3 protein-coding genes are annotated in these 3,947 nt (G+C 69.6%); all 3 read left to right on the top strand.

What is annotated here, in order from left to right:
- The coding region (locus YU1_RS31275) for a TetR/AcrR family transcriptional regulator (protein WP_156922478.1) at positions 1-671 on the top strand (671 nt) is incomplete at its 5' end.
- Between the two features lie 95 nt (positions 672-766).
- Complete coding sequence (locus YU1_RS0125430; RefSeq protein WP_051357360.1) at positions 767-1,978, top strand: efflux RND transporter periplasmic adaptor subunit; 1,212 nt, start codon at positions 767-769, stop codon at positions 1,976-1,978.
- Positions 1,978-3,947 (top strand): efflux RND transporter permease subunit (locus tag YU1_RS0125425; protein WP_029006448.1); only part of this gene is annotated, 1,970 nt, incomplete at its 3' end. The genes YU1_RS0125430 and YU1_RS0125425, both read left to right, overlap by 1 nt.

Here is a 3,947-nt window from a genome sequence, read left to right as displayed (position 1 = left end):
CCCCGCCGCCATACGAGAGCGAACGTTCATTCTCACTCGACGGAGCCATCGCGCGCGTGTCGCTTGCCGAGCCCCATACCCAGCAGGATCATCGCGCCGAGCAGCGCCAGCGCATTCTGGCCGCCGCCGCCGCCTGCTTCGCGCGCGACGGCTTCCACGGCACCTCGATGCAGAAGGTCTGTGCCGAAGCGGGCATGAGCCCCGGCGCGCTCTACCGCTATTTTCCCTCGAAGGAAGCCATCATCGCGGCCATCGTCGAGGGCGAGCGCGCCGAGCGCGCGCGCATGTTCGACAGCCTCGTCTCCGGCCCCGACCTGGTGGACAGCCTGATCGCCTGCATGGTGGAGATGCTCGGAGAGCGGCCGTCGGCCTGTATCGAGCTGGGCTCCGAGATTCTGGCCGAGGCCGCCCGCAATCCGAAGCTGCGCGAGGTGCTCGAACCGTTCGAGGAGGAGACCCGGCTGATGCTGCTGGACCTGCTGAAGCGCGCGCAGGATGCCGGCGAGATCGACCCCGGCATCGGCCTGGACGATTTGCAGGTTCTGTTCACCGCCATCGGCGACGGCCTCATCCTGCACCACCAGATGCATCCTCATTGGGCGATCCGCGACCGCCTGCCGGCCATCGGCAAGCTGATCACGCGCATGATCGCCCCCGGCCGGCCGGAATAGGCGCCATGGCCACCGGCTCGCCCCTTTCTCAGCGTCACCTTGTCCGGAGCGGGACGGTTTCCCCGCTGCACCGCATTTTCATCGAAGAGGCTTCCATGCTCCGCCGCCCGGCGTCCGCGTCCCCCTCCCCGCGCCTGATATCGGCTGCGCTCGCGCTCGCCCTTGCGGCGGGCCTCGGCCTCGTCGTCCCCGCCCGGGCCGCCGCGCCCGAGGCGAAGGGACTGACGGTGAGCGTGGTGCGCCCGCACGACCAGGAACTGGCCGAGACGCTGCTCGTCACCGGCTCGCTGCTGCCGCGCGAGGAACTCCAGGTCGGCCCGGAAATCGAGGGCTATCGCGTCACCGAGATCCTCGCCGAGGTGGGCGACAAGGTCACCAAGGGCCAGGTGCTGGCCCGCCTGTCCCGCGACGTGCTGGAGACCCAGCTGGCCCAGAACACCGCCAACGCCGCCAAGGCCAAGGCCGCCATCGCCCAGCAGAAGGCCTCGCTCGACCAGGCACTGGCGCAGGAGGTCGAGGCCAATTCGGCGGTGGAGCGCACCCGCCAGCTGCGCAAGACCGGCACCGCCACGCAGGAGACCCTGGATGAGCGCGAACGCGCCGTGAAGGTCACCGCCGCCCAGGTGGCCGCCGCCCGCGAGAGCCTGCACGCGGCGGAAGCCGACGCCGTCCTGGTCCAGGCCCAGCGGGCCGAGCTGGAGCTGAAGCTGGAGCGCACCGAGGTGCGCGCCCCCGACGCCGGCATCATCCTCGCCCGCGACGCCCGCATCGGCGCCATCGCGCTTTCGGCCCGCACCGAGCCGCTGTTCCGCATCGCTCGCGACGGTGCCATCGATCTCGATGCCGAAATCCCGGAGGTCGCCTTGCCCCGCGTCGCGGTCGGCCAGAGCGTCGCCGTGACGCCCGCCGGCTTCGCCAAGCCGGTGGACGGCAACGTACGGCTGATCTCCGCCGAGGTGGACAAGGCGAGCCGGCTCGGCCGCGCCAAGATCGCCCTGCCGTTCGACCCGGCGCTCAGGCCCGGCTCCTTCGCCCGCGGCCTCATCCTGCTGGACCACCGCCGCGGCCTCTCCGTGCCACAGGCGGCGGTGATGTTCGACGGCGAGGGCGCCTATGTGCTGGTGGTCAAGGACGGCGTCATCGCCGAGCGGCGGGTCAAGACCGGGCTCAAGGCGGAGGGGAGCGTGGAACTGCTGAGCGGCGTCGGTGCCGACGACCTCGTGGTCGCCCGCGCCGCCGGCTTCCTGCGCGACGGCGACCGGGTGACGCCGGTGGAGACCGCCAAGACCGTGAGCGAGGCCCGCTGATGGCCCTCAACGTCTCCGCCTGGGCGATCCGCAAGCCCATTCCCTCCCTCGTCCTGTTCGTGGTGCTCACCGCGCTCGGCATCGTGCATTTCCGCTCGCTGCCGGTGACGCAGATGCCGAACATCGACGTGCCCATCGTCATGGTGACCATCACCCAGACCGGCGCGGCGCCGAGCGAATTGGAGACCCAGGTCACCAAGAAGGTGGAGAATGCCATCTCGGGCGTGGCGGGGGTGAAGCACATCACCTCCTCCATCTCCGACGGCACCTCCGTCACCACCATCGAATTCCACCTGGAAACCCTGGTGGACCGCGCGGTGAACGACACCCGCGACGCGGTGACCAAGATCCGCTCGGAACTGCCGCAGAGCATCAATGAGCCGCAGATCCAGCGCGTGGACATCGAGGGGCTGCCCATCGTCACCTACGCGGTGTCGGCGCCCACCATGACCACCGAGGAGATCTCCTGGTTCGTGGACGACACCATCGCCCGCGCCCTCCAGGGCGTGCGCGGCGTGGCGCAGGTCAAGCGCCAGGGCGGCGTCGACCGGGAGATCCGCGTGTCGCTCGATCCCGAGCGGCTGATGGCGCTGGGCATCACCGCCGCCGAGGTCAGCCACCAGCTCAAGGCCACCAATGTGGACCTCTCCGGCGGCCGCGGCCGGCTCGGCACCCAGGAGCAGAGCATCCGCACGCTGGCCGGCGCCGCCACGGTGGAGGCGCTGGGCGACACCCGCATCGTGCTGTCCAACGGCCGCTACGTGCGGCTGAAGGACCTCGGCACGGTGACCGACGGCGCCGCCGAGCAGCGCGTGTTCGCGCGCCTGGACGGCAGGCCGGTGGTGGCGTTCGGCGTCTACCGCGCCAAGGGCTTCTCCGACGCGGTGGTCTATGATCGCGCCGGACGGCAGATCAAGGCGCTGCTCGCCGCCCATCCCGGCGTGCAGATCACCGAGATCGACACCACGGTGCGCTACACCAAGTCGGACTACCAGTCGGCCATGGACACGCTGATCGAGGGCGCGCTGCTGGCCGTCGTCGTGGTGTTCCTGTTCCTGCGCGACTGGCGGGCGACGCTGATCACCACGCTCGCCATCCCGCTGTCGATCCTGCCCACCTTCTGGATCATGGACGCGCTCGGCTTCTCGCTGAATGGGGTGAGCCTGCTCGCCATCACGCTGGTCACCGGCATCCTGGTGGACGATGCCATCGTCGAGATCGAGAACATCGTGCGCCACATGCGGCAGGGCAAGTCGCCCTATCGCGCGGCCATCGAGGCGGCGGACGAGATCGGCCTCGCGGTGGTGGCGACCACGCTGACCATCGCCGCCGTATTCGCGCCGGTGTCCTTCATGGGCGGCATCGCCGGGCAGTATTTCAAGCAGTTCGGCATCACCGTGGCGATCGCCGTGCTGTTCTCGCTGGCCGTGGCGCGGCTCATCACGCCGCTGCTCGCCGCCTATTTCCTGCGCGACACCGGCCATCGCGAGACCCATGACGGCTTCGTCATGCGCCACTACATCACCCTGCTCGGCTGGTCGGTGCGGCATCGCTTCCTGACCATCCTGATGGGCTTCGGCGTGTTCGCCGGCACCATCTTCCTGTCCACCCTGCTGTCGTCCGGCTTCCTGCCGGTGAACGACATCTCGCGCTCGCTGATGTCGCTGGAACTGCCGCCGGGCTCCACCATCGAGGAGACGCAGCAGGTTTCCGACCGCATCACCAAGATAATGCTCAGCCAGCCGGAAGTGGCCAGCGTCTACGCCACCGCCGGCGGCGGCGGCCAGGGCGGCCTGTCCATGCTGGCCGGCGAGGTGCGCAAGGCGCAGATCATCGTCAATCTGAAGCCGAGGTCCGAGCGCACCACCAGCCAGAAGGCGTTCGAGACCCGCATCAGCGCCGACCTGAAGGCCATTCCCGACATCCGCTACAGCTGGAGCCAGGACGGCCAGAACACCCAGCGCGGCTT

The organism is Azorhizobium doebereinerae UFLA1-100 (genome assembly GCF_000473085.1).
Taxonomy (GTDB): domain Bacteria; phylum Pseudomonadota; class Alphaproteobacteria; order Rhizobiales; family Xanthobacteraceae; genus Azorhizobium; species Azorhizobium doebereinerae.
Note: the sequence above shows the minus strand (reverse complement) of the source record. Positions and strands in the feature narration are given on the sequence as shown.

Excerpts from the sequence above, each read along its gene's own strand:
- YU1_RS0125430 (WP_051357360.1), top strand. The coding sequence starts at position 767 with ATGCTCCGCCGCCCGGCGTCCGCGTCCCCCTCCCCGCGCCTGATATCG.